This is a genomic window from Bacteroidota bacterium (assembly GCA_019637975.1).
GTDB lineage: Bacteria > Bacteroidota > Ignavibacteria > UBA10030 > UBA6906 > CAADGV01.
In genome coordinates this window covers 19,481-41,940 of the sequence record JAHBUR010000033.1, presented here as the reverse complement: position 1 = coordinate 41,940, position 22,460 = coordinate 19,481, and the positions used below count along the sequence as shown (strand labels likewise).

The following is a 22,460-nucleotide window of genomic DNA, read 5'->3' as shown; positions in this document are numbered from 1 at the left end:
CGGTGGGAAAGAGTCCAGCCGAAACAGAAATAGACGAGTTGCTGAATCCGACTCGAACGGGAATGGAAGATGGGGAGCCGCGCGACAGCTATGGCTTGCTGCCTCGTGCCCGCCTTCGCGATGTAATGGTGAGGAAGTCGCCGCTCGTAGGGGCACGCGTTTCTGCAAGAAGGCCGCGGGGCTGGGTTTCGCCGGTTGAAGCCCGTGTGTATCTGGGCATACCTTACGGCGATATGGCGGTTGAGGAGCAGCGGTTGCTCGACAACCAATCGATAGGAAGCAAAATTGCAGTGCTGATACGCTCAATGATAGCGCGTGTGCTGGCGCCTCGGAGTGGATTACGCTCCTTGCCCCGGCCCCGTGTGGTCTCCGCTTATGTTGATAACATCACAATAGACGAAGCCTTAACGGCAATAACTGAAGCACACAACGGACAGCAAGCGCGCATGGTGTATATTGTTCATCCTCATGCGCTCAATCTTGCGGCATTCAATTCCGATTTTGCTCGTCAATTGACACTTGCCGATCTGGTTTTGCCCGATGGTATTGGTGTTCGCATTGCAGGCTCGCTTCTCGGTATTTCCTTGCGTCATAACCTCAACGGAACCGACTTGCTTCCTCTTCTCTGCAAGGCAGCCGCGGAGAAAGGCCTTCCGATGGTTCTTATCGGCGGGGAGCCGGGCGTTGCCGAACAATGCGCCCGGAACCTGATGCGCGATACGCCCGGACTTCGCATTCCGTATATCCATCACGGTTACCTGGACGACGCATCATCGAGAGAAATTGTGGAACACGTAAAAACAATCGGCAGGTGTCTTGTGCTTGTCGGGATGGGAAGCCCGTTGCAGGAACGCTGGGCGTGGCAACACTTGAAGGCTGCGAGTAATACCACAGTAGTCACTGTAGGAGGATTATTTGATTTTTTTTCCGGACGGATTCCCCGTGCGCCTGTCGCATGGCGCGAACTTGGGATCGAGTGGTTGTGGAGACTTCGCATGGAACCGCGCCGCCTCGCAAAGCGATACCTGATTGGCAATCCACTGTTCATTATCATTACACTCTGGCAGCGTATTCGGGGGACTACATAAACTCACTGTTTTGCTACACTGAACTCTATTAGAGGGGATTCTCAATGGTTCGTTACATGATTGCCGCAGGAGCGCTCAAGCTTTTCTCTGCCTCCGGTCAAACAAAAAAAATCTACCGCCACCTTGGAAATACGGTTGGCGCAAAAAGGAGAGCTACGGCAGGATTGCCGAAAGTGTACGTCGATCGTGCCCGGGAGATAATCAGTCAGGTGCGCAAACATAACGCAGTCAAAAACGGAGACCGGCTTCTGGAGTTGGGAACAGGATGGCTGCATTGGGAGTCCACGATTCTCCGCCTTTTCTATGACGTGGAAGTATACTTGTTCGACGTGTGGGATAACCGTCAGTTCCCGGCGTTTCATCAATACTTCAAGGAATTTTCTGACATCGTCGATCAGACCATTCCGATGACGGATGTAGAAAAGGTACGCGTACACGGCCTGCTGGACAAGGTACTTCAGGCGACGACATTTGAAGAAGCATATATGCTGCTTGGACACAAGTACGTGCTCAGCCCGACTGGTTCCCTTGAACAATTCCCCGACGGTTACTTTGACTTGATTTTCAGCTGTTCCGTGCTCGAGCATGTGGAGAAACAAATCATCCCGGAGTTCATGAAGGGATGTCATCGCGTTCTGAATCCCCGCGGGCTGGCAATTCATCTTGTCGATCTTGGCGATCACCTGACGTTGTATGACAGTACCATGCCGTACAACAAGAACTACCTGCGGTATTCCAACACGGTGTGGCGCCTCTGCTTTCAGAATGATGTCCAATACTTCAACCGCATACAGCGTCCGGAGTGGTTGAAGTACTTTGCAGATTCGGGATTCAAGTTGGTCGAGGAGAACTCGGAGCGTATTGAACTTAATGGCCTGAAGGTGTCACAATCGTTTGCGGAATTCAATCATGACGATCTTTCATGCCTGACACTCAAACTTGTTTATTCAAAATAAACCGCGTGCTCGCTTCGGCATCGCCATGTGCCAAAGCCGGGCAAGAGGGTTCTCTTGTGAATGGACATGAGAACCGGCAATTCACCACAAATACATGTGCAATGCAACGAGGTGCAATTATGAGCCTTGTTCAAGAGTCTTCAGCGGTTCACCACAGTATTCCCTCCTCACGGCTGAACAAGGGGCGGGCGTTTATTGAGCTTTCCGACAAAGTGAACGGGCTCAATGACGGGTACGCCGTTATGCGTGAGGTACTCGATGACTTGTTGCCTGTTCTTGAGGCACATGCCGGACTTTTTGCCGTTTCCTCCGATTTACTGTACACGAAGCATCTCCATGCTTCCGAAGCTGTGGAACGCCTTGAGCGTTCTGTGCGCGAACGGGGAGAGAAGGTTTTCGCTGTACTTGCTTCGGAACAGCGTCGTCGCACCCATTATGCCAACGGGCTCCTCCTTACTCCCTTAATCTGGCAGGGCGCACCGATCGGGCTGATTGCCTTCGATCGACCCGACCAGCGGCTTCTCCCCTCGGACAGGGCAGGGCTTCACGCACTATCGAATCAGCTTGCGGCCATATTCGGGTTGAAACTCTCTTCTTCTTCCTTGGGGCGACAACATGTTGCGCACCAACATGAAATAAGTCATGCAATCGCCGTTCAGCAAAGCCTTCTTCCCTCCATCCCTCCATCGCATTCGTGTGGACTTTCTATTGCAACATACACGCAATCGGCTGAGTTTGTTGGAGGAGACTATTTCGACTTGATCCTTGTTGAAGGCAGGAAGATGGGAATTGTTGTTGCAGATGTAGAAGGGAAAGGAGTTCCGGCAGCGCTGTTCGGAAACCTGCTGCGCACCACAACGCATTTTCTGACGCGTGAGACTCCGTCAACTTCGGCTGTTATGACGAAGATAAACACCATCCTGCACAAGAAGGCGGTGTCATCCCGCAAGTTGTTCACAATGTTCTATGCGTTGTTCGATCCGGAGACAAAGATCCTCACGTACACGGGTTCAGGTCATGTGTCTCCGATCGTCATTCGGGGAGATGGCGAGGATGCGATCCGGTTGTATTCTGATGGAACACTCATCGGCGTCGATCCGGTGCAGCGATTCAGCGAACATTCGGTGCAGCTTCAAACGGACGACGTTGTGGTGTACTTCACTGACGGCGTCACGGAGCATCGCAACAAGAAGCTCGAAGCCTATGGCGAGGAACGGTTGATACATCTTGTGCAACGAGGCAAGGTCGAGACTGCGGAAAAGATTCTCAATTGTGTCAAAACCGATCTTGCAAGATTCAACTCGCTTGCTCCGACAGATGATCTCACTCTGGTCGTGACCAAGGTACTGTAAGCCATGATTTCCATCCGAGAACTTACGGAGAAAGGACTGACCGTGATAGAACCCGGTCCGCGGCTGACACTTGAAAATGCCGATGAATTTCTGAGACTTGTGCAAGCTTTGCCGGCCGCAGTCGGTCCGATTCTTATCGTGAATATGCGGGAAATCAAGATTGTTGACAGCTCCGGTGTTGGGGCCTTGGTGAATGCCCGGAAGCATATGCAATCGGTCAACGGATTCTTTGCGCTGGTTGATCTGCGCCCTGAAATCGGACGGATGTTCAAATTGATGAACCTGCACAATGTGTTTGAGATGTATGAATCGGAAGAACTTGCATACAAGGACATTCTAGCCCATCGCCGGTAACATGAAGAACAATGTCACAAGTATTATCCTTCCTTCGGCTGTTTCCGAGTCGTTCAAGCCGCTGACGTACCAGGTCCCTGTCGGGCTGCTTCCGATTGTCAACAAACCGATTATGGAGCATCAGGTTGAGTGGTTTGTCCGACATGGTATCAAGACCATCAGGATGAGCTGTAACCACATGTCGAATCGTGTCGAAGAGTACTTTAACGATGGCGCCCGGTGGGGCGCAACAATTGCCTATCATTTCGAGCGTCCGCCATTCGGTTTTGTGAATGCCCTCCGGCATATGAAGCATCTCTTTGAGAATGAAACCCTCGTTATCATCTCGTCAGATATTGTCACAGATATTGACCTGCGTGAAGCGTTGGAGTTCCATTGGTCAAAACGGGCCGATGCCACATTCCTCTGCACGGCAACACGGGAAGCTGTTCAAGGCCTCACCGTCGTATTCGACGAGTACAGCCGGATTCATTCGGTCGGCACCCGTATGCATCTTGTCGGCAATCTGCAAATGGTCGATTCCGGCATCTGCTTCCTTGAGCCCGAAGTGATTGAACTTCTGCCGGATGTTGCCGGTTACAACCTTCTGCAGGCATGCTGGCTCGCCAGCCAAAATGTCGCCCTAAATCTGTTTGGCCTCGAAACGGAAGGGCCGCTGATGCGGATTAACGGTTGGAAGCCATACCTTGATGTTCAGAAGGAAATTCTCGAGCGAAAGTATCCCGGCATCAACATTCCCGGAATCGAGTTACAGCCCGGTGTGTGGATTGGAAAGGGCGTCAGCTCATCAAGCCACGTTGCGTTTCAGGCACCTCTTGTCATTGGCGATCGGTGCCGCATCGGCAAAGGGGTAAACCTCGGTCAGGGAACCATTATCGGACACGACGTGATGGTGGATGTCGGGGCCAAACTGCAGAATGCCGTCGTTCTCTCAAGTACGTTCGTCGGACCGCAGACTCATGTGAGCGAAGCGATATTGCAAGGCAACATGATGATTGATGTAAAGAGGGAATCTTTTCTGACGATTGAAGACAAGCTTGCCGCTCTCGAAATTGAACAGCCGAAGAGAGGGTACAGATTTTATCTGCTCTCGAACAGGTTCATCGCGTTGGTCTTGTTTCTGCTCCTGATCCCTCTACTTGCCGTGTTGTTCCTTGTTCTAATGGTTTCTCTCAGGTTTCCCCTCATTACGCGCGTAAAACGCATTGCCCCCGATCCGCATCAGCTTGCATTCGGCAAACTCCGCTTGCGTGTTTTTGATCTTGTCTATATCGGGCCCGCCGACCTTACGAAGCGTCCCGTCGGTCACAACCCCGACCCCTTGACAAAACTGCCGCACCTCATCTCCCGCATCGGCAACCTTCTGAATGTCATGAAAGGCGACATCATGATTGTCGGGAACAGGCCGATGGATCCCGAGATTGCATTCTCCATCACCGAAGAGTACCGGCGTACCCGGTTGAAGTGTCAGGGGGGAGTTATCAGCATTCTTGATACAAACGAAGTTGACGAAACAACCGAGGAAGAACAGATTATCTCCGAGGGATTCTACGCTGTCAACAGGTCGTTCTGGATGGATATGGGAATTTTGTGGAGGGGAATGTGGAGGCTTGTGTGGCGGTTCATTGGAGCGAAAAAAGTGCATCGTGAGTATCGTCCAATTCCGCAGGAAGAAGCGGCATCGTACGAATAATGCAGAACCCCGTATGCTGTGTCGCGGGAGTGTGTTAGTTTGACCTGATCTCGATCAAGGGGGCAACACTACGCGGCGTTGATGTGATATTCTTCTGCTCGAATCCGAGTGCTTCGCTGATAATGTACAAGGGCCGCTGCTTCACTTCGTCATAGATCCTGCCGATATACTCGCCGATGATGCCGAGAGTCATCAGGGTTAACCCGCCGAGAAACGTCATAGTCACAATTGTCGAAGCCCACCCGAGAATCGCCTTATCGGTAAAGAGCTTTTCATAGATGACAAGCAACCCGCCGGCAAACGAAACCGCCGCTGCCGCAAATCCGACGAACGTGGCGAATCGTAACGGAATGTTCGAGAACGAGAAAATCCCGTCAAAAGCCAGCGAAAACAGCCTCCCAATAGACATTTGAGGCTCGCCGGCAAAACGGGCTCCGCGGTCGTATTCGATTCCGATTTGCTTGAAGCCAACCCAGGCACGCAATCCGCTGATGTATCTGTGCCGCTCAGGAATCTGTCGGAGAACCTCGACAACCCTCCTGTCGAGAAGCGAGAAATTTCCGGCATCCATCGGGATTCGGATTGAGGAGACTGCGTAGAGAACTCGATAGAAGGCCGTAAATGCCCACCGTTTGAGGCGCCCCTCTTTTCTGCTTTTCTTGACAGTATAAACGACTTGGTAGCCTTCCTTCCACTTTGCAACCATCTGGCTAAGAAGCTCGGGAGGGTCCTGCAAATCGCCATCCATGAGAACAACGGCATCTCCCTGTGCCACATCCATTCCCGCCGAAATGGCAATCTGGTGGCCGAAGTTGCGCGAAAGCCGGAGTATCTTGAAACGGCCATCGAGGGCATGGATTTCCCTCATCAACTCGAACGAGTTGTCAACGCTTCCATCATCTATCAAAATAACTTCAAATTCCGAGTCGAGGGACGCAGTAGCGTTTACCAGCCTGTTGCGCAACTCGGGAAGAGTCGATTCTTCGTTGTAGATTGGGATTACGATGGAGTACATGAGTTCTGTTGACGGCTGTCCGGGGACAATCTCAATCCAGTATAGTCGTTTGTGCATAAAGATGCAATCCGTGAGATTGCACACATGAAACGGTGATTTCAGGGGTTCCTTCTTGCAGTACTTCACCTCTTTGGTTATATTGGCTCGCAGTTTCTCTCCCCTATTTCGTTATTCCACGCACGAGGGCTTCTAATGACGAAAGTCATGATTATAGATGACGACGATGCAATCTGCGCCATCTTGAAGGATGTTCTGGAAATTGAAGGCTATGATGTAACCTACTCGCTCAGCGGTGAAGAAGGGGTGGTGAAGTATATGGAAGAATTGCCTTCTGTACTTCTCCTTGATTTACGGCTTCCCGGAATGGACGGCCTGCAGGTGCTGAAAGAGGTGGTTTCCTTTGATCCGGATGCGATTGTTATCATGATTACAGGCTACGGCTCGGTGGATTCCGCGGTTGGTGCCATTCGTATGGGCGCAACAGACTACCTGCAGAAGCCCCTCAGCAACGATGAGATAACCTACAAAATTGAATCTGCCTTACGGAACAAGACTCTCCAAAAAGAACTCAGCTATCTCAAGGAGTATATCAACAAGCGGTTTTCCATGAACAGCATTATTCGCGAAAGCGAATCGATGGCCGCCGCTGTTGAAATGCTGCAAAAAATTTCGGCATACGACAAACCGCTGCTGATTGTTGGAGAACCCGGGACAGGCAAGGACTTGGCTGCGTGGGCTGTACACCACTCGGGACGCAGAAAAGAAAAGCCGATGGTAGTGTTTGATTGCGCGGCATATCCGCCAAGCATTATGGAAACCGAGCTCTTCGGCGACGGGAAGCCTGTTGCACCGCGGAAAATCGGCAAGATTGAGGAGGCAAATCTCGGAACTCTTTATCTCGACAGAATTGACTGGCTTGCCTTGCCTGCGCAAGAGGCTATCCTGAGTATTATTCAAACAAAAACATTCAAACCCCGGTACGGAGGAGCCCCCGTTCCGTGCGATATACATTTAATTGCTTCAACGACATCTGATTTGAAACTGCTGAGCCGGCAGGGGAAATTCAATGCCCAGTTGTATGATCTTATCCGTCAATACGAGGTGGTGCTGCCGGCACTGCGCGAGCGTGACAACGATATTCCCGTTCTGGCCACTCACTTTGTTGAAGAGGCAAACCGGGAATTTAACCTTTCGGTGTCGGGATTGGAGCCGGGCGCTGTTCGTAAACTGATCAATCATTCGTGGCCGGGCAACGTGCGTGAATTGCGCAATGTGATTCGTGCAGCAATGACGCAGGCGCAGGGGACGATTCGCGAGAAAGACATCGTTATTCACCGGCAGGGAGTGCTGAACTAAAGGCCGGAAATCTCTCATGAAGAATTCGGGAAACGATGGTGAGTGAGAAGCTCACCATTTTTCTTTCTTGGGGATGTCAGATGACTCTCCGCCATTTTCTTGCAAATCCATAACCATCCTTCGTATATTGCCAATGGTTTCATCCAAACTAATTGCCGCAACTACAATTCCGAACAATTCGCAACGCATGAATCAAGCCGAAGTTCTTTCCCTCTTCAAGCAAACAGGGGCGCTGCTTGAGGGGCATTTCCAACTCACATCAGGACTTCACAGTTCCCAATACTTTCAGTGTGCCAAAGTTCTCCAGTATCCGAATCACGCCGAAGTATTGTGCGGTGCAATTGCCGCCCATTTCGGGAAAGGCCGGTTCGATGCGGTAGTTGCCCCTGCACTCGGAGGTATTGTTGTAGGACAGGAAGTCGGCCGTCAACTGGGGATCAGGACAATGTTCACCGAGCGAAAGGATGGCACCATGCAACTACGCCGCGGGTTTGACATTGCTGAAGGCGAACGCGTGTTGGTGTGCGAGGATGTCGTTACCACGGGCGGTTCGGTTCATGAAGTCATCAAAATCGTGAAAGAAAAACGCGGGCTTGTCGCCGGTGTCGGCTACATTGTTGACCGGAGCGGCGGCACGGTGAAGTTTGAAACAGAGGCCGGGGGTGGCCAGTTTGCGACGCTCTACATGGAGGTTGTTGCATACAAGCAGGAAGGATGCCCGATGTGCACGCAGGGCATTCCCGTCACAAAACCCGGCAGCCGCGGCAATGCGGCGGCACAGGCAACAACATTGTAAGCAGGGAATATGGAAATGTCCGGTTGGTTGGAACATATCGTGAACAACACGCTGCTCTACCACAGCATTATTGCAGTAGTGATTGTTGTAGTGTTTACGTTCCTCTCATCGCTCGTGAAGCGAACGATGGGCTGGTTCGCGCGGAAGGTGTTCTCCAAAACAGAAACTGAACTTGACGACCTGGTCGTTGCGACATTGCAACGGAATGTCAGGTCAATGATGGTCATTTTCGGGCTGCACATCGGGCTTCAGGAGATCCGGAAAGCAACAAATGCGGGCGATGTCACCTTGTTGCAGATTCTCGGCTACGCCGATACACTGGTGTATCTTGCCGGTATCTTCGTTCTTGTCAGAGTGATTCTCGGCATACTCCGTGTGTTGATCAACTGGTCGCTTGACCGCGTGTCGGATGATGCTTCCCAGCTCAAGCGAACGTTAGGTCCGTTGGCGACCAAGATTGTCGGGTTGATTGTGGGGTTGGTGGCGGCGATTATTGTTCTCGACCATTTTGACGTTAACATCGGAAGTCTGCTCGTTTCGCTTGGCGTCGGCTCCCTTGCCGTGGCGCTTGCTGCTCAGGATACACTGGCGAACATGATTGCCGGCTTTGTCATTCTTGCCGACCGGCCGTTCCGCGTGGGCGACCGGATTGAGCTGCCGACGGGGCAGGTTGGCGACGTGCAGCAAATCGGGTTGCGCTCCACATTGATCATGAACTTTGACAGCAACGTGATTGTCGTGCCCAACGCAGAACTCGTCAAGGGCCGTATCGTGAATTTCGCCTATCCGCACAATCAGATGCGGGCGATTGTCAAGGTGGGCGTTGCGTATGGAACAGAAGCGTCGCGTGTGCGGTCGATTCTTCTCGATATTGCCCGAAATCACCCCGATATTCTAGCCGACCCTCCGCCCGATGTATTCTTGACAGCCATGAACGACTCGGCGCTTGAGTTCACCCTGATTGCCCGCGCATCGGATTTTACGAAGCGATACAAAGCTGAATGCGACCTGCGGGAACAAATCTATGAAGCACTCAACAAACACAATATCGAGATTCCGTTTCCTCAGCGTGTCGTTCACATGAAAGCCTCCTCCTGATGGATCTGAAACGCCTCAAGCGTGATGTGTTGTATACGGGAAAAGTATTCGACCTGATAGTGGATCAGGTTGAATATCCGTCCGGAAACACGGGTGTCCGGGAAATAGCCCGTCATCCCGGCGGCGCCGTTGTCGTGCCCCTGCTCGATAGCGGAATGGTAATGATGGTGCGCCAGCTTCGCTATCCTCTTGGAGTACACGTGCTGGAATTGCCGGCGGGAAAACTGGACAAGGGCGAGGATCCCGCGGCTGCCGCGCGGCGTGAACTCGAAGAGGAGACCGGCTGGCTTGCTTCATCGCTGCACAAGCTGACATCCATCTATACTACGCCGGGATTCTGTGATGAAGAGCTGCATATTTATCTTGCCACGGATTTGCATCAGGCCGAAGACGGGCACAAGCGCGAGGAGGGCGAGCTTTCCATGACAGTTCATTTCCTTCCTCTTTCAGATGCCGTGAAGATGGCGGAACGCGGCGAACTGAAAGATAGCAAAACCATCATCGGGTTGTTGCTTGCCCAACGATATCGTGAACGGGAGGTATAGCAGTGGAACGCTCGTCGTATCCCTCAAACAGAACATATCGGCTCGATCTGAAATCGTGCATTGTGCAGGTATGCGGCGGCGAGCTCGCGGAAATCTCATACTACGAACGGAATAATTGGGTAACAGTGGAATTGGAATGCGAGAAATGCAAACGCCGGTTTGTCGTGAAAGTGGAGTGTTGAGAAATGGGTTTTAACAATCTCATTTTCGATTTTGACGGAACACTGACCGACTCCAAACACGATATAGCGGGCGCACAAGTGTGGGTGCTGCACCAACTGGGCGTGCACAATGTCCCCAAAGAAATGCTGTTTCCGTACATCGGTAAAACGCTGGAGGAGACGTTCTCCACGCTTCTTCCGGCTGAGTTGCATGATCGCATTCCCGAGGCGGCTCAAATGTACTCCGATTACTACCGGCCCAGATCTCTCGAAACGACAAAGCTCTTTCCGGGTGTTCGTGAGACTCTCGAGATTCTCCATTTGCAGGGAAAGAGAATGGCGATTGCTTCAACCAAAAAGGGACAGGGTATCCGTCGGGCAACCGATCATTTCGGCATCACCGAACTCTTCGTTCAGTTGCAGGGGAGTGACGGCATTCCGTACAAACCCGATCCGTTCATCGTCAATTTGATCATCACCGACCAGCAGTGGAACGCAAACGAAACGTTGATGGTCGGTGATACCGATAATGATATTCTTGCCGGAAAAAACGCCGGCGTTGCCACTTGTGCCGTCACATACGGTTCGCTATCCCCTGAACAACTGCGGCGGTACAATCCCGATTATCTCATCGACAGCTTTCCGCAATTGCTGTCGCTCGTGTAATTCTTTCTTTACTTCACAAGGTCGGAGTGAGGTATGACACCTGTTGAACTCATCCGCAAGAAGCGCAACGGCGGCTCGCTGTCGAAGGATGAACTGCATTCGTTCATCACGGGGTTCGTCAGCGGTACTATTCCCGAATATCAAATGTCCGCCTTTTTTATGGCAGTGTACTTCAACGGGATGTCGGTGGAAGAGCGTGCCACGTTCACCGAGGTAATGTTGCACTCCGGAATTGTCGTTGACCTCTCGATGATTCCCGGTGTGAAAGTGGACAAACATTCTACCGGCGGCGTCGGCGACAAGGTGTCGTTGGTTCTTGCTCCGATGGTTGCCGCGTGCGGCGTGCCCGTGCCGATGATCAGCGGCCGCGGCCTCGGACACACAGGCGGCACGCTGGATAAACTCGAGTCCATCCCCGGTTTCCGAACGGACTTGAGTATTGATGAATACAAGAACGTTATTGCGGAAACAGGCCTCGTGCTGATCGGGCAGACGAAAGAAATCGCTCCGGCAGACAAGAAAATGTATGCGTTGCGAGACGTGACGGCAACCGTGGAATCAATTCCTCTCATTGCCGGCAGCATCATGAGCAAGAAGCTTGCAGAAGGAATTGACGCTCTTGTCTTGGACGTGAAGACCGGCAATGGCGCTTTCATGCAACGGTATGATGACTCGGTGAAACTCGCAGAGGCACTTGTCTCCATCGGCAACTCGATGGGGAAGAAGACGATCGGATTTATCACCGACATGAACCAGCCTCTCGGATGCAACATCGGGAATTGGGTTGAGGTGCTTGAATCGGTTGAATGCCTGAAGGGGAAGAACGTTCCGGATTTGATGGAGGTAACGTTCGTGCTGGGAGGTGCAATGCTCTGGCTTGGCAAAAAGGCGGACTCGATCGACGAAGGGATTGAGAAATGCAAGTCCGCGATCTCATCGGGAAAGGCGTACGATAAATTCCTTGAACTTGTGCAGCGGCAGGGCGGCGATGTTTCTTATCTTGAAACTCCGGAATCGTATCCTCGGGCAGCCCATGGCCGGGAAGTCCGCAGCAAAAGGGGAGGGTATATCACCGGCTTCGCAACGATGGATATCGGGTTGCTGGCGATTGAGCTAGGCGCAGGTCGCACAAAGCTTGATGACGTGATTGATCCGAAGGCGGGCATCGTTCTCACGAAGAAGGCAGGAGACAAGGTGGAAGAGGGCGATCTGCTCGCAACATTCTGGACAGACAAATCGAACGTGCTGGATGTTGCAGCCGTCAGGTTGTCGGCGATGATCGAAATAGGCGACCGCCCGGTGACGCCGCCGCCAACAGTTGCCTCTTACATTGATGAGGGTGGAGTCAAGCGGTGGCCTTTTTAGTCGGCTTGCCTTGTTGACATTCTACCGATTCTAAGCTATTTTCTTCGTAGCCACATCGTCAGAATTGTCGGTTCCTCCCGTGTCGCAGGTCGGTTGTCCGGTTCGGGAACAGGGCCACTTCTCTTGATTTCTATCCGTCGTCGTAATCTGTTGAGTTGATACGAATTCAGTTCATGACTGTTTACTGTTCATACACTATATCAACGAGGATTTCGCCATGACATCCATCATAAAACAATTGCTTGAACATCGCCCGTTGCTAACAATTGACAAGGATGCATCGGTGCAAATGGCGGCCGAATACATGGCAAAGAACAATATCGGCGCGTTGCCTGTTGTCGACGCGGAACGGTTGGTGGGCGTGTTTTCGGAACGGGACGTGATCAACCGTGTCGTCGTGCGCAACCTCGTTCCGGCACAGACACGGGTGGCCGACGTGATGACGACAAACATCGTGGTGGCAGAATCCGACGAAACGTACGAAGATTGTCTGAAGAAGATGAAGCAAGCAAGCTGCCGTCATCTTCCTGTTGTAGAGGGCGAGGCACTGGTCGGGTTCATTTCGTTGCGTGACTTGCTGCAGGTGGATATTCACGAAAAGGATGACAAGATCGAATTCCTGAACCACTACATGTTCCACGTTCCCGCGGGCATGGAAAAGAAATACGAACGATAATCCACCACAACATCCGGAGCCGCACCACCATGCCTGTCGTAACATTCTTCAACGAACACCGTTCATTCGACGTAGAACCCAACACTAATCTTCGCACACTCATGCAGCAAGTCAACGTCTCGCCGTATCGCGGACTTGATATTCTGCTGAACTGCCGCGGTAATAATTTCTGCGGAACGTGTGCCGTAGAAGTTGTTGACGGCAAAGGGGCTTCTCCCCGCGGCCAGGATGAAGAAGCGACACTTGCGGGCAATCTTGCCATTGCAAAGACTGTGGACAAGAATCTGCGTTTAGCCTGCCAAACTAATGTCACGGGCGATATAGTCGTTAAGACGCGCCCTCCCCGCACGGTCGACGAAAAGAAAACCAAAGAACGCCTTGCGCTCATCGGCATTGCGTCGTTTTTCGGACTTGTTCTTGCTGCGATGTTCATGTTTTTACTGCTGGATATGATTCACATTTTCTGAGCGTGTTGCGTTTGAACTCGTCGGGATTCCGGTACCGGTTGGATTATCGGCTGAATCCCTTGCTTAGCACCGCAAGCATCGCATCATGAATGATGCCGTTGGTGGCGAGTACCTGTTTGTTGTAGATCGTTGATTCGTTGCCTGCAAAGTCCGTAACGCGCCCGCCCGCTTCCCGCACGAAGAGTATCCCCGCAGCCATGTCCCACGGATTCAGGTTCACTTCCCAAAACCCGTCGAATCTTCCCGCCGCCACGTACGACAAATCAAGCGCCGCAGAACCGAGTCGCCTGATGCCCCTCGCCTCCATCAGAAAATTCACAAAATGCCCGATAGCGTTATCGGGATTTTCTGCGATGTCATACGGAAAACCTGTGACAAGCAGACTGTCAATCAGTGTTGTTGAAGAAGTTACCCGCAATCGTTTACCGTTCAGGAATGCGCCGGAGCCTTTTTCGGCGGTGAACAGCTCTTCAAGATTCGGATCGTACACAACGCCTGCAACAATCTCTCCTTTGTACTCGATGCCGATGGTAACACAAAAGATAGGGAGGCCGTGGAGGAAGTTTGTCGTTCCATCAAGGGGGTCGATCACCCATTTGTAGTCCGATCCCGACAAGTCGGGACTGGCGCCGCTTTCTTCAGCAAGGATGGCGTGATTGGGGTAGTGTCGTTTGATGATGCCGATGATCCGTTCTTCCGACCCCTTGTCGATTTCGGAGACGAGGTTGCGTTCCTCGCCTTTCTTCATCTCGATGTTCTTGACACGCCCGACGTTGTATTTGAGAAACTTGCCCGCTTCTTTTGCGGCTTCGATGGCGATGGTCAGCATGATTCTTCCGTTGTTTGTGCTCAGTTCTGTTACAAGATACAAAAAGGGATGTTCCGTTGAACATCCCTCTTATTCTCTCAGTCTTATTCTCTCAGTCTTATTCTCTCAGTCTTATTCTTTCAGTCTTACTCTCTCAGTCCGACGAGAACAACTTATCGCACGACGAATGTGATGGAGTTGAATGTTGTTCCGCCCAATACTTCATGGTTGTTGTACTCTGCATGGTCATATCCGAAATCGACATGATGCGCAATGAATGAGAATACCGGTTCATCCGACAGTACCGGGATGATTGCTCCTATGAGCTTTAACAAGCCGCCGAGCCGAAGTCCAAATCCCGAAGTTGAGAAGTTTCTCGCGCCGAAGTTGGGGGATTCGGTAAACGAGCCGCCGCGGAGATAGACTATCTCGCTGAAATTCAACTGCCAACCCTTGTGAATGTTAGGGCGTTCGTTGTCGGAGAGCCGGCCGCCAATGACATGCTTGAAGAATGAAATATCTCCCAAACCTGATTGGTATCCGAACGTTCCATCCTGATTGCGAAACACGAGCAAGTCTTCAGCTCCACGTGCCAATGTGAACGTGAGGAGTCTCAGATCAGTTGATTCAGTCCTCATCTTCACGCCGATTTCAGTGCTGATGCCGATGGTGGTACTGCGGGGCATCGGATCCGATTCAGTGAGGTTGGCATACGTCACGGGCCTGCTACTCACGTTGTTGCGCGTATAGCCAAACGTCAGGTCGGCAACCGGCTCAATGCCGGGGGCAAGGCTAATGTTGTCGACTCCTGCTTTTTTCAGTATGTCCATCACAGGAGCCTGAAGAAGCAATCCGAAGTCGTTTGCTTTCGGTTCAGCACGCCCGAAGCCGCCTGTACTGGTCGAGCCGAGATCCGAGACGACCCTTTTGAAATTCCATCCCAAGCCTACCCGGACAAAATATTCCGCGCCGAACGCCACGGAGAACTGGTTTGCCTGTTCGGCAGCCCGGAACTTCCCGATAATCAATCCGCTTGGATTGGTTCTGATAAACGTGCCAAGATTGAGGTTAATCTTCGAATACCCGAATCCGATTCCAATCGGAAAAGGGGCGTCCAGCAATTCCCTCAGATTGTATCCCGCATTAATAGCCCAAACGTCGTACGTCAGATCGCTGATTTCGAATCTTGGGAGCAAGGCAGTTTTGTTTGAGAACGTTGATACAGCCAGGAAGTTATTCAGCCCGAACATTCCCAATTGTGCCGGGTTGATAATGGTTGTTGTTGGATCAGAAGAGACGATTGCGGTATTGATGTTCCCCATTCCATTTGCCGAAGGCGACGGCGAAATGAGGAGGAACGGTACGGCGGTTTCGCCCTGTGCATGCAACGCAACAGGGAAGATTGAAATCAGGATAAAAGGAACAAGGATGAAACGCATGGCGACCTCCGCGATTGGTGTGAGGAAAGGTACGTTCTTTGACGTTCATACAAAGAACAGTAGCAAAGGTCAGAGTAGGTTACGCACTCCGATGTTTGTGGTAAGGGGCAAAAGAATAGTACGCACAAAAGACTGGAAATTCAATTGAGATTTCGTTTTGCCAGCGCCTTTTTCAGCTTGTCTGCGTGGATATTATTCATTCTGAAACGGATGGTGATTCCGTCACCTTCGTACGTTTTCTCAAGAATTTCCGCCATGTCATGGATCTGTGAAATGATGCGATGATCATGTTGGCTGAACGTCATCGTCTGCTCGGCAATATTAGCGTCGAGTAATTCCATGATTTTCGTTTGCAGCGAGCCGAGATTGATGCTACGCGATGCGGAGATAAAAACGGCATTCGGGTACTGTTTGCCGAGAAGCGAAACAATACTCCGGTCTTCAAGTCTGTCAATCTTGTTGAACACGATAATCGTCGGTTTGTTCGCGGCTTGCAGTTCTTCGAGTGTGTCGTTCACCACTTCTATTTGATCCTCGAACAACGGATGGCTGATATCGACAACGTGAAGCAGGATATCGGACTCGACGACTTCTTCCAACGTACTCTTGAACGACGCGACAAGATTATGCGGCAGCTTGCGGATGAAGCCGACAGTATCGGAAAGAAGAATCTTGTGTGCCGGAGAAAGACTCACCGCCCGTACAGTCGAATCGAGCGTTGCGAACAGCTTATCTTCCACCAGCACATCGGCGTTGGAAAACCAGTTGAGCAGCGTCGATTTTCCGGCGTTCGTGTAACCGACCAGTGCGACGCGGGGGAGTTTGTCCCGCCCTTTGCGTTGCTCCTTCCGTTCCTTGGCGATGTGTTTGATTTTCTCCCGCAAATGGCTGATGCGCGTGCGGATGGCGCGGCGGTCGGTTTCAATCTGGGTTTCGCCCGGTCCCTTCGTACCGATGCCACCGAACTGTTTCGACAAGTGAGTCCATTGCCGCGTCAGGCGGGGCAGCATGTATTGAAGCTGTGCAAGTTCAACTTGCGTTTTTGCTTCTCTCGTTCTGGCTCGCGAAGCGAAAATGTCGAGAATGATGCCGCTGCGGTCAACAATCTTGCATTTGATAATGCGTTCGAGATTGCGGACTTGAACCGCCGAGAGATCATCATCGAATACGACGAGATTGATCCTTTCCTTCTCAACAAAATCACCAAGTTCCCGGGCTTTTCCGCTGCCGATGAAATATGCAGGGTCAATGCTCTGCCGTTCCTGAATCAACGTCCCGACAACTTCCGCACCTGCCGATTCGGCAAGCAGTTCCAATTCTTCAAGATAATCCTCCACGCGGCTTCGCAACGCGTTTGCCCGCCGGCTGCGGTCGGTGGCGAGGCCGTAGTCGGCATTCAGCTCGCTTTCCCGCAGCGTGTCCGAGAGGGAACGTGTTGTGACGCCGATAAGTACGGCACGTTCCTTCTCGGCCGTGGCAATCAGGTTGATGTCGGTTTTTCGCTCGAAACTTTTTGCACGCATACTAGATCTTCTGCTCTTTTGACTCGCGGCCGATAGCCATTTCGATCAACGCGAACAACAATGCCAATCCGACAAAATACTTCCACAATTCGATACCGAAGCGGGATTCCAGCACAACAGTGTCAATCTTGTCGTTGCCGGATAGCCGGCGGACTTGTTCGGGCTTCAAACCGACGCTCGCGAAGAATGCGTTCACGATTTCGTCGCTTGCGTGCGTCAGGTCGGTTTCCGAGGATGCGATGTTGACCGGGACTGCATGAAGCAACTCGCCCTCTTTTTCACCTGCAAGCTTTCTCAGTTCATACATACCTGCTTCGGCTGAAGCGGTGGATGAAAACGATGCTGTACTTGTTTGCGTCATGAACTGCGGCACAACTCGCTCGTCGATTCCTGAAGGAGAACGCAGCACAAATGCGTCTTTATCCGACCGATTCCTGAGCCTCAAGTGAATCGTGATTTCATCTCCCGCTGTGGATGAAGACGGCGGTTCGGCTTGAGAAAGGTACAAGCCTGAACGGTACAGCAAAGGAACGAAAATTCCTTTGAGTGGAAAATCCGACCACGTCAATCCGGCTTCAACGGAAAAGAGAAGGATCCTGCCTGCTCCGTGCTGATACTCGGTCAGGAAACCGGTGCCGTCGGAAAGAGAAATGATCGTGTGTCCCTTTGTTCCGGCCTGCGGAACAAGCGTGCGCAGGACTCTTGGTGATTCGACAGCGGGCTGAGTTGTTCTTTCCTGCTGCTGCTCAAACAGCCCGGCAAACAGAGGATGCTCGAATTCGATCTTCTGAAAGGAAAGAAAGCCCGACACCGGCTGATCTGCTGTTCCGACAAGTTTCGGCGGCAACATTTTCGGCATGCCGAGTTTGGGAAAGAGAACGTCGTTGTAGTTGTTGATATTCATGTCCTTCCCGGCGAACAGCATCAATCCGCCGCCGCCGTTGACAAACTGGGCAATGCGATCAGCCTCTCCGGTTGAGAAATCCCGTACGCCGCTGAGAATAAGAACATCACTCTTGTTCAGATCATGAGAGGAAAGTTGCGTTTCCGTGATTTGTTCCACGGCAAAGAGTCCAGCGACGCTTGTATCCCGGTCCAGTGTCAATGCAAGGTGGGCAAGCCGCGTATCGGCGGTGGAGGCACCGACACCAAGCACGCGAATGATGTCGGGAACATTCACGACGAAGTGCCGGATGTTATCGGCCTCGAAAGCATCATCTTCGAGCCGCAAATAGCCCTTGATGATTCCTCTGCGTTTCGGAACGACGGAAAGCGCGGGTGTCTCGATCCCGCCTTGTTCGATATCCATCGAATGCTGAAACACGCGGGAGCCGTCGAGATACACGCTGAGTGCCGCATTCCGTAACGCCGATGATCCGGCATTCTGAACCTGCGCTTTGATAGTAAGCGGCTTGTTCTGCGTAACTATTTTTGAACTAATCTCCGCCGAAGTGATTCCCGCGTTGTCGATACGGGTTGTTGAGCCGCTGCGGACATCTGCAAGAAACAGTTTGACGTGATCATCAAACAAATCCGTAGTGTCGGCCCGTCCCCTTTGTGCAAACTGCGTTGCCTGCGCATCGGTTATCAGATACACTTCACGATTGAAGTTCTTTGACTCGCTGATCAGCTTCGCGGCAACGCCCAACGCATCCCGGAACGGAAACGTTTCCTGCGAGGGTGTCAGTTGTTCCAGCATAGCTCGTATCGGAGCGGGCGAGTGGGCGGCGTTGATCGTTGGTGCGTGACGAATACTCGACAGCGTGACGAAGTGAAGTTCATCTCCATCTTTAACAACATCAAGAATCCGGCTCGCGGCTTCTTTCGCTTGAGCGAAGAATGTACCCCGTTCGTTTCTGACGTTCATGCTTGGAGAATCATCCAGCAGGATCACCAGCGTTGTTTTTGCCGTCGTGGCGCCGCCGAATCCTGCAAGCGATCCCCGCATTGCAGGACGCGAGAATGCCATCACCACAGCGATGATGAGCAGTGTTCTCAGTGCGAGAAGCAGCCACTGGCGGATTTTGACCCGCCGCATTTTGGTTTTCTGTAATTCTTTGAGAAACTGCAGCGTGCTGAATTCAACAGTCTTGAGTTTCCGCAGATTCAGCAAATGGATGATGATGGGAATGGCAGCAGCGATCAGCCCGAAAAGCAAAAGCGGATTTAAGAACGTCATGAAATCCCGGCAAACCCTCGAAATCTAATCTCAATAGCGGATTATTCTTCCGCCGTTCAAAAAAATTACATCAAAACTCGGGAGAGATGCAAATATGCCTTTTCTTTCACGTCCCGGAGTTCTCTTTGAGTTTTCACGAAATCTCCGTATCCTTTTGCACATAAAATTCTCAAAAGGAGAGCGGTTCTGGGCATTACGATGCAAAAAGTGCATGTCATCACGATGGGTTGTGCAAAAAACATCGTGGATTCGGAGAAGCTGATGGCGCAACTTCAACTGAATGACATTGAAGTGACGGCGGAAATTGAAGAAGCCGACATTGCTGTTATCAACACCTGCGGCTTCATTGATGCTGCCAAGGAAGAATCCATCGACATGATTGTTGCGAATGTTCAGCGCAAAGCAAAAGGCAAGTTGAAGAAAGTCTACGCAATGGGCTGTCTCACCGAGCGCTACATGGTGGATTTGCAGAAAGAGATTCCCGAGGTTGACAAGTTCTTCGGTTCATCCAACAATCTGAACGGTATTCTCAAAGAACTGGGGGCGGAATACAAGTACGAACTGTTGGGCGAGCGGATGCTCACAACCCCGTCGCATTTCGCCTATCTGAAAATCTCCGAAGGATGCGACAATCCATGTTCATTTTGTGCGATACCCGTGATGCGGGGAAAACACGTTGGCCGTGGCGTTGAGGAGATTGTTGCAGAGGGTGAACTTCTGGCGCGCAAAGGCGTAAAAGAACTCGTCATCATCGGGCAGGATACAACCTACTTCGGGCTTGACAATTACAGTTCCCGGAGGCTTCCGGCGTTGTTGAATGCTCTTGCGGATATTGAGGGGATCGAATGGGTGCGGCTGATGTACGCCTACCCGGCGAAATTTCCGAAAGAAGTTCTTGATGTAATTGCCCGGCATCCGAATATCTGCAAATATCTTGACATGCCCATTCAGCATGTTTCGGACGACGTCCTGAAGTCGATGCGACGCGGGATGTCGCAGCGTGCTTTGCGTGAGTTGATTGATGAGATTCGCAACAGGGTTCCGGGAATTGCCCTCCGCACCACACTCATCGTCGGCTACCCGAACGAGGGCACCAAAGAGTTCGATGAATTGTTGAATTTTGTGAAAGAAGTGAAGTTCGACAGGCTCGGCGTGTTTACGTATTCCGTTGAGGAAGGTACTGCTGCGCACGGGCTTGGCGATCCCGTTTCACCGAAGGAAAAGGAAACACGGAAATCGCTGCTGATGGAACTGCAGCGGAATATCTCGGAGGAAAAAAACACCCGGCTGGTCGGCAGTATGCAGAAGGTCCTGATCGACAGGAAGGAGGGCAGCTTGTTTGTCGGGCGGACGGAGCACGACGCCCCTGAGATTGATAACGAAGTGTACGTGAGGAACAGCGGGCATCTTGCGATCGGCAGCTTCTGCGACGTTGCAATTGAAAGTGCTTCTGAGTATGATTTGTATGCATGTGTTGCGAATGACATCAATATGGGGGAGTTGTCCGGGTCGGGCAGGAGTATATCACACCATCGGGGGAAAACAACTCAATGACCAAGTGTGATTGACAAGGAGGCTTTATGAAATTACCGGCTCTTGTTTTGGCTGGGATGCTCGTGCTTGCCCAAGCACAGGCGCAAGTGGAAATCTCAAGGAAACCGACAGGAGAGATCATCCCAGCGTTCGATGTTGATGCCATCAGTTTTGCGTCAACAACATCCGCTATGAGCCGTCTTGATGTGTACGCCGCTATAGCGTACGAGCAATTGAGTTTCGTGAAACAAAGCGATCTGTTCACAGCTTCGTATGAGATGACCATAGCGCTGTACGATTCCGCGAATGCGTTGGTTGTCGAGAGACTCTGGACGGAAAATGTCACGACGCCGAGTTTTGAACAATCCGTTTCGCCCTCTTCTTTCAGTATCATCCGCCGTTCGATTGATCTTCCACCGGGACTGTACAAAATCTCCGTTCTGTATCGTGACTTGGAAAGCAAAGTCACGCGACGGGTCGCAAAACAGTTGACGGTTTCCGACTTCACTCAACCGGGCTTGCATTTGAGCGACATTATGCTCATTGGCAGACTTGCTCAAAGCGGGGACAAGAGGAGCATTACACCCAGCATTTCCCCAAATGTCGGCAACATCGGCGGCTCAATGCATCTTTTCTTTGAAGCGTACAATGATTCGATTCTCGATTCGGCACAATTTGTTATCACGATTCTTTCAGAGAAGAACGCGGAGATGCTGAAGGCGGACTCACTTGTTCCTCTTACCCCCGGAAGAAACCAGGTCTTTCTCCGCGTCGATCAATCATCACTTCCGATTGGCGACTACAGGCTGTACGTCCAGGCATTTCCGACTTCATCGCGTGACAGTTCGCTTGCCTCCACCAGCAGATCAATCACTGTGCGTTGGGGAGGGTTGCCGAAGACAATTCAGGACATTGATGTGGCCATTGACCAACTCGTGTATATTGCAAAGGATAAGGAACTTTCCTACATCAAAGAGGCGACAACCCCCGAGGAAAAACAAACGCGTTTCATCGAGTTTTGGAAGAAGCGTGACCCGAATCCGAACACGACTCGTAACGAGAAAATGGAGGAACACTACGCCCGCGTCGAATATGCCAACAAGTACTTCAAGCATTACACAGACGGTTGGCGAACGGATATGGGGATGGTGTACATTATCTTCGGGACTCCAAGCAATGTTGACCGTCATCCATTTGATGCCGGGTCGAAACCATACGAGGTCTGGTCGTACTACGAATTGAATCATTCATTTGTTTTTGTTGATCAGACGGGCTTCGGCGACTACCGTCTCACAACGCCAATCTGGGAAGTACAACGGCGGCTGCGAAACTAACGGCGCACCGGACTACTTATTGACCTTCAGAAGGAGAATGTCTATACTTTCCCCAT

The 22,460-nt window shown here is 51.6% G+C and carries 21 protein-coding genes; 16 read left to right on the top strand and 5 right to left on the bottom strand.

All coding sequences use genetic code 11. The features are described 5' to 3' along the window. Positions 1–2: 2 nt before the first annotated feature. The 5 genes from KF749_15460 to KF749_15440 all read left to right on the top strand — a co-directional run bounded on the left by KF749_15460 (position 3) and on the right by KF749_15440 (position 5,443). Complete coding sequence (locus tag KF749_15460; GenBank protein MBX2992549.1) at positions 3–1,088, top strand: WecB/TagA/CpsF family glycosyltransferase; 1,086 nt, start codon at positions 3–5, stop codon at positions 1,086–1,088. A gap of 44 nt (positions 1,089–1,132) precedes the next feature. Next, entirely contained in the window at positions 1,133–2,044 is a 912-nt protein-coding gene (locus tag KF749_15455) for a methyltransferase domain-containing protein (GenBank protein MBX2992548.1), read from the top strand. Between the two features lie 119 nt (positions 2,045–2,163). Further along, entirely contained in the window at positions 2,164–3,396 is a 1,233-nt protein-coding gene (locus KF749_15450; GenBank protein MBX2992547.1) for a SpoIIE family protein phosphatase, read from the top strand. A 3-nt stretch (positions 3,397–3,399) separates the two neighbouring features. After that, positions 3,400–3,750: an STAS domain-containing protein gene (locus tag KF749_15445; GenBank protein ID MBX2992546.1), complete on the top strand. Its 351-nt coding sequence runs from the start codon at positions 3,400–3,402 to the stop codon at positions 3,748–3,750. 1 nt (position 3,751) lies between these two features. Then, positions 3,752–5,443, top strand: coding sequence for a sugar transferase (locus KF749_15440; protein ID MBX2992545.1), 1,692 nt, complete (start codon positions 3,752–3,754; stop codon positions 5,441–5,443). Between the two features lie 34 nt (positions 5,444–5,477). Here KF749_15440 and KF749_15435 read toward each other — a convergent pair whose 3' ends face one another. Continuing rightward, positions 5,478–6,458: a glycosyltransferase family 2 protein gene (locus KF749_15435; protein MBX2992544.1), complete on the bottom strand. Its 981-nt coding sequence runs from the start codon at positions 6,456–6,458 to the stop codon at positions 5,478–5,480. A gap of 192 nt (positions 6,459–6,650) precedes the next feature. Here KF749_15435 and KF749_15430 point away from each other — a divergent pair, with 192 nt between their 5' ends. The 9 genes from KF749_15430 (at position 6,651) to KF749_15390 (ending at position 13,588) form a co-directional block, all read left to right on the top strand. Continuing rightward, complete coding sequence (locus KF749_15430) at positions 6,651–7,814, top strand: sigma-54-dependent Fis family transcriptional regulator (GenBank protein MBX2992543.1); 1,164 nt, start codon at positions 6,651–6,653, stop codon at positions 7,812–7,814. A gap of 187 nt (positions 7,815–8,001) precedes the next feature. After that, positions 8,002–8,610, top strand: coding sequence for an orotate phosphoribosyltransferase (pyrE, locus tag KF749_15425; GenBank protein MBX2992542.1), 609 nt, complete (start codon positions 8,002–8,004; stop codon positions 8,608–8,610). 9 nt (positions 8,611–8,619) lie between these two features. Further along, entirely contained in the window at positions 8,620–9,708 is a 1,089-nt protein-coding gene (locus KF749_15420) for a mechanosensitive ion channel (protein ID MBX2992541.1), read from the top strand. Continuing rightward, entirely contained in the window at positions 9,708–10,253 is a 546-nt protein-coding gene (locus KF749_15415) for an NUDIX hydrolase (protein MBX2992540.1), read from the top strand. Before KF749_15420 ends, KF749_15415 begins: the two co-directional genes overlap by 1 nt. A 2-nt stretch (positions 10,254–10,255) precedes the next feature. Next, entirely contained in the window at positions 10,256–10,435 is a 180-nt protein-coding gene (locus KF749_15410; protein ID MBX2992539.1) for a hypothetical protein, read from the top strand. Positions 10,436–10,438: 3 nt separating this feature from the next. Beyond that, positions 10,439–11,080, top strand: coding sequence for an HAD-IA family hydrolase (locus KF749_15405; protein MBX2992538.1), 642 nt, complete (start codon positions 10,439–10,441; stop codon positions 11,078–11,080). A gap of 33 nt (positions 11,081–11,113) precedes the next feature. After that, the gene (locus tag KF749_15400; protein ID MBX2992537.1) at positions 11,114–12,445 is read left to right on the top strand and encodes a thymidine phosphorylase; all 1,332 of its coding nucleotides are present in this window, start codon (positions 11,114–11,116) and stop codon (positions 12,443–12,445) included. 217 nt (positions 12,446–12,662) lie between these two features. Further along, positions 12,663–13,121 (top strand): CBS domain-containing protein, encoded by a 459-nt coding sequence (locus KF749_15395; GenBank protein MBX2992536.1) that lies wholly within the window; start codon positions 12,663–12,665, stop codon positions 13,119–13,121. 29 nt (positions 13,122–13,150) lie between these two features. Next, positions 13,151–13,588, top strand: coding sequence for a (2Fe-2S)-binding protein (locus KF749_15390; GenBank protein MBX2992535.1), 438 nt, complete (start codon positions 13,151–13,153; stop codon positions 13,586–13,588). A 43-nt stretch (positions 13,589–13,631) separates the two neighbouring features. On the opposite strand, the gene KF749_15385 is transcribed toward KF749_15390, so the two are convergent. The 4 genes from KF749_15385 to KF749_15370 all read right to left on the bottom strand — a co-directional run bounded on the left by KF749_15385 (position 13,632) and on the right by KF749_15370 (position 19,537). Then, complete coding sequence (locus KF749_15385) at positions 13,632–14,417, bottom strand: inositol monophosphatase (protein ID MBX2992534.1); 786 nt, start codon at positions 14,415–14,417, stop codon at positions 13,632–13,634. A 152-nt stretch (positions 14,418–14,569) separates the two neighbouring features. Further along, positions 14,570–15,835, bottom strand: a complete 1,266-nt coding sequence (locus KF749_15380; protein ID MBX2992533.1) for a hypothetical protein — start codon at positions 15,833–15,835, stop codon at positions 14,570–14,572. A gap of 140 nt (positions 15,836–15,975) precedes the next feature. Further along, a complete protein-coding gene (gene hflX / locus KF749_15375; GenBank protein MBX2992532.1) occupies positions 15,976–17,358 on the bottom strand; it encodes a GTPase HflX in 1,383 nt (460 codons plus the stop codon). A 1-nt stretch (position 17,359) separates the two neighbouring features. Beyond that, positions 17,360–19,537 (bottom strand): BatA domain-containing protein, encoded by a 2,178-nt coding sequence (locus tag KF749_15370; protein ID MBX2992531.1) that lies wholly within the window; start codon positions 19,535–19,537, stop codon positions 17,360–17,362. Positions 19,538–19,735: 198 nt separating this feature from the next. Between KF749_15370 and rimO the strand changes: the two genes are divergently transcribed. Beyond that, the gene (rimO, locus tag KF749_15365) at positions 19,736–21,091 is read left to right on the top strand and encodes a 30S ribosomal protein S12 methylthiotransferase RimO (GenBank protein MBX2992530.1); all 1,356 of its coding nucleotides are present in this window, start codon (positions 19,736–19,738) and stop codon (positions 21,089–21,091) included. Positions 21,092–21,117: 26 nt separating this feature from the next. Beyond that, positions 21,118–22,404 carry a GWxTD domain-containing protein gene (locus tag KF749_15360; GenBank protein MBX2992529.1) on the top strand — a complete coding sequence of 429 codons (1,287 nt, stop codon included), beginning with the start codon at positions 21,118–21,120 and terminating at the stop codon, positions 22,402–22,404. Positions 22,405–22,460: the final 56 nt, after the last annotated feature.